This is a genomic window from Deinococcus pimensis DSM 21231, assembly GCF_000519345.1.
Classification (GTDB): Bacteria; Deinococcota; Deinococci; order Deinococcales; family Deinococcaceae; genus Deinococcus_A; species Deinococcus_A pimensis.
In genome coordinates this window covers 9971-13650 of record NZ_KI912664.1, presented here as the reverse complement: position 1 = coordinate 13650, position 3680 = coordinate 9971, and the positions used below count along the sequence as shown (strand labels likewise).

Below are 3680 nucleotides of genomic sequence, written 5' to 3'. Positions count from 1 at the left end.
GCCGCGCGGCGTCCACGGCGGCGCGGAAGGCGCCGAGCAGGAGTCCTCGCGGGTCCGTCACGGGCGCTCCCGGTGAGGCGGCACGCAGTCGCGCGCACGCCCCACGTGGGATGCTGACGCCAGTTCCCACACCACCCCGGAGGTTCCGTGCTCAGACTCGCCGTGCTGTCCGCCCTCGCCGTCACGTCCGCCGCGTCCGCCCGAGTGGCCGTGCCGGATCTCGACGACCTCAGGATCGAGACGATGCGCGCCCGGACGTACCCGGGCAGCGCCCTCACGACTGTGCGGGTCCTTCCCGCCGGGTCCGGCTACCGCCGCAGCGTCGTGTCCTACCGCTCGGACGGCCTGCGCATCGACGCCCTGCTGACCGTCCCGAACGGCACGCCCCCGAAGGGCGGCTGGCCCGCCATCGTGTTCAATCACGGCTACATCCCCCCCAACGTGTACCGGACGACCGAGCGGTACGTGGCGTACCAGGACGCCTTCGCCCGCGCCGGGTACGTGACCCTCAAGCCAGACTACCGCGGTCACGGAAGCTCCGAGGGCGAGGCGACGGGCGCGTACTGGTCGCCGGACTACACCACGGACGTCCTCAACGCCGCCGCGAGCCTGCGCCGCTTCCCCGGCGTGAACCCGCAGAAGCTGGGGATGTGGGGGCACAGCATGGGCGGCCACATCACGCTGCGGTCCATGGTGATCGACAGGAGCATCAAGGTGGGCGTGATCTGGGCGGGCGTGACCGTGCCGTACGACGAGCTGCTCTCGTCGTGGCGGCGCCCGCCGAGCAGCCGTCCGCCGGGCGCGCTGCGGCGGCGCGAGCTGCTCCTCGCGAAGTACGGCACGCCCGAGAAGAACCCCTCGCTGTGGCGGGCCGTGTCGCCGAACTTTTTCCTGAAGGACGTGTCGGGCCCGATCCAGATCCATCACGGGACCGCCGACGCGGACGTCCCGCTGAGCTTCTCGCAGTCGCTCGCGCGCGGCCTCAAGGCGGCGGGAAAGCCGTACGAGCTCTACACGTACGCGGGCGACGACCACAACCTCAGCCGCAACCTGCGCCTCGCCTTGAACAGGAGCGTGGCGTTCTTCGACCGGTACCTGAAGTGACGCGGGGGGCCCGGCACGCACGCCGGGCCCCTCCCCTCTACTCCGCCTCGTCCTGCACGGTGAGCGACTTCAGGGTCTCGCCCTGATGCCAGCCGAACGTCGGGCGCGTGAAGCCGAGGGCGTCCGCGACGGCGCGGGCCTGCCCCTCCTCGGGGAGCCCTTCGAGCTGGAAGAGCAGGAAGCGCCGCCCGTCGGGCGCGATGCGGACGAAGAGGTCCTCGCCGAGCTCCACCTGCTGGGTGCGGCCCGTGCGGACGGCGCGGTCGCGGGCGTGCCGCAGGAGTTCGCGGACGCGGACGGTGACGGTGGGCGGCGCGGCCACGTCCCGGACCTCAGGCGCGCAGGCCGTCGAGCAGCATCACGGCGAACTGGTCGGCGATCTGCGCGGCGGTGAGGGGACCGCCGGGGCGGTACCACGTGTACGTCCAGTTCACGGCGGAGAGCAGCAGGTACGCCGTCATCTTCACGTCGAGGTCGGCGCGGAAGACGCCCCTGTCGATGCCCTCGCGGACGAGGTCGCGGTACAGGGCGTCGATGGTGTCGCGCCACTCGGTGACCTTGCGGTACGCGTCCGGGCTGAGGTGCTTCCACTCGTGGAAGAACACCGTGGCGCTCTCGAGGTTGTGCGCGACGACCTCGATGTGGCGGCGCATGGCCTCGCGCAGCTTCTGCTCGGGCGTGAGGTTCTCGGCGCGCAGCGGCATCAGGGCCGCGTCGAACTGCGCGGCGGCCTGATTCACGAGCTCGACGAGCAGTTCCTCCTTGCCGCTGATGTGCGCGTAGAGGCTGCCGCCCTGCATGCCGAGCTGCGAGGCGAGGTCGCGCATGCTGGTGGCGTGATAGCCGCGCTCGCTGAACAGCGCGCCCGCCACCTCGTAGATCTGGTCGCGGCGGCTCTTGGGCTGCGTCATCGGCGCACCCCGGTGCGCGGGCGGGGCGGATGGGCGCCGTGTGGCGCAACGGGACGGTGAACCAAACGAACGCTCATACGGATAGTGTAGCAGCAACCCTAAGGACGACATTCCGGCCTCGTGTCACGTTCCGGACGCGCGCGCCCGCGAGATGCTAGGGTGAGTGAGCTCGGGAGCCCGCTTCCGGGAGGTGAACCGTGGACCGTGCATCGAAACTGGCCCTGGGAAGCGTCCTCGTCGGCGTCGCCGTGCTGGCGCTGAAGTTCGGCGCGTACCTCCTCACGGGCAGCGTCGCCCTGTACTCCGACGCCCTGGAAAGCATCATCAACGTCACGGCGGCGCTCGCGGCGCTCGTCGCGCTGCGCGTCAGTGCCAAGCCCGCCGACGCGAACCACCCCTACGGTCACACCAAGGCCGAGTACTTCTCCGCCGTCATCGAGGGCGTCCTGATCGTGCTCGCCGCGCTCTCCATCCTGCGCGAGGCCTACCGGGGCTACCTGAACCCCAGGCCCCTCGACACGCCCTTCGTGGGCCTCGCCGTGAGCGCCGCCGCCACCGTCCTCAACGCCGTCTGGGCGGGCGTGCTCGCGCGCGGCGGACGGCAGTGGCGCTCCCCGGCCCTGCTCGCGGACGCCCGGCACCTCTGGGCGGACGTGGTCACGTCCGGCGGCGTCCTGCTGGGCGTGGTGCTGGTGGCGCTCACGGGCTGGCTGGTCCTCGATCCCCTCCTCGCGGCGCTCGTGGCGCTCAACATCCTCTGGTCCGGCTGGGGCCTCATGCGTGACAGCGTGAACGGCCTCATGGACGAGGCCGCCTCGCCCGACGTGGTCGCCCGCATTCGCGCGCTCGTCTCCGAGCACGCCGAGGGCGCGCTGGAGGCGCACGACCTGCGCACCCGCCACGCGGGCCGCACGACCTTCATCGAGTTCCACCTCGTCGTGCCGCACGACATGCGCGTCGGCGAGGCGCACGACATCTGCGACCGCATCGAGAACGTCCTGCTCGGCGAGGTGGAGGGCGCCGTCGTCACCATCCACGTGGAACCCGAGACGAAGGCTGAGCATCGCGGCGTGCTGGTCCTCTGAGCCGCGGAACGTGCACCGCGCGTCCCCGGACCACGCGCGGACCTGCTAGCTTCTCCTCATGACCACCCGTGACGTCCCCTCCGGCGTGCGTTCCGAGGTCCGCCGGACGCCCGCGTACCCCTTCACCCCGATCGACGCGCCCGTCAAGCTCGACCAGAACGAGAGCGCCTACGACTTCCCCGAGGAGCTCAAGCGCCTCGCGGTGGAGCGCGCGCTCACGAGGCCCTGGAACCGGTACCCGGACATCCACACGGACACCCTCGCCGCCGCCATCGCGCGCTTCGAGGACTGGGACCCGGAGGGCGTCGTCGTGACGCCCGGCAGCAACGTCATCATCAAGCTCCTCACGGAGATGGCGGGCATCGGGCAGACGGTCCTGACGGTGAAGCCCACCTTCGCGGTGTACGAGCTGGAGGCCAGCATGCTCGGCGCGGACCTGCGCGAGGTGTCGCTGGAGGAGGACTTCTCGCTGCCCGTGGCGGGCCTCACGGCGCAGCTCGCCGCGGGCGGGCCGGGCGTGTTCTACCTCACGCAGCCGCACGCGCCGACCGGGCACCTCGACGCGCGCGAGGACGTGCGC

5 protein-coding genes are annotated in these 3680 nt (G+C 71.5%); 3 read left to right on the top strand and 2 right to left on the bottom strand.

Annotated elements, in window-relative coordinates; translation table 11 throughout:
- The first annotated feature begins 147 nt into the window (after positions 1-147).
- The gene (locus DEIPI_RS0117645) at positions 148-1104 is read left to right on the top strand and encodes an alpha/beta hydrolase family protein (protein ID WP_027482631.1); all 957 of its coding nucleotides are present in this window, start codon (positions 148-150) and stop codon (positions 1102-1104) included.
- 37 nt (positions 1105-1141) lie between these two features.
- Here the strand turns inward: DEIPI_RS0117645 and DEIPI_RS0117640 are convergent, their stop codons facing one another.
- Both DEIPI_RS0117640 and DEIPI_RS0117635 read right to left on the bottom strand, forming a co-directional pair.
- Positions 1142-1426 (bottom strand): hypothetical protein, encoded by a 285-nt coding sequence (locus DEIPI_RS0117640; protein WP_027482630.1) that lies wholly within the window; start codon positions 1424-1426, stop codon positions 1142-1144.
- Positions 1427-1436: 10 nt separating this feature from the next.
- Entirely contained in the window at positions 1437-2015 is a 579-nt protein-coding gene (locus DEIPI_RS0117635; protein WP_027482629.1) for a TetR/AcrR family transcriptional regulator, read from the bottom strand.
- 197 nt (positions 2016-2212) lie between these two features.
- On the opposite strand from DEIPI_RS0117635, the gene DEIPI_RS0117630 reads away from it, so the two are divergent.
- The gene (locus DEIPI_RS0117630) at positions 2213-3100 is read left to right on the top strand and encodes a cation diffusion facilitator family transporter (RefSeq protein WP_027482628.1); all 888 of its coding nucleotides are present in this window, start codon (positions 2213-2215) and stop codon (positions 3098-3100) included.
- 58 nt (positions 3101-3158) lie between these two features.
- The coding region (locus DEIPI_RS40255) for an aminotransferase class I/II-fold pyridoxal phosphate-dependent enzyme (protein ID WP_027482627.1) at positions 3159-3680 on the top strand (522 nt) is incomplete at its 3' end.

What these genes read in the sequence shown, in the direction of transcription:
- DEIPI_RS0117635 (WP_027482629.1), bottom strand. Translation starts at nt 2,015, where the DNA reads ATGACGCAGCCCAAGAGCCGCCGCGACCAGATCTACGAGGTGGCGGGC.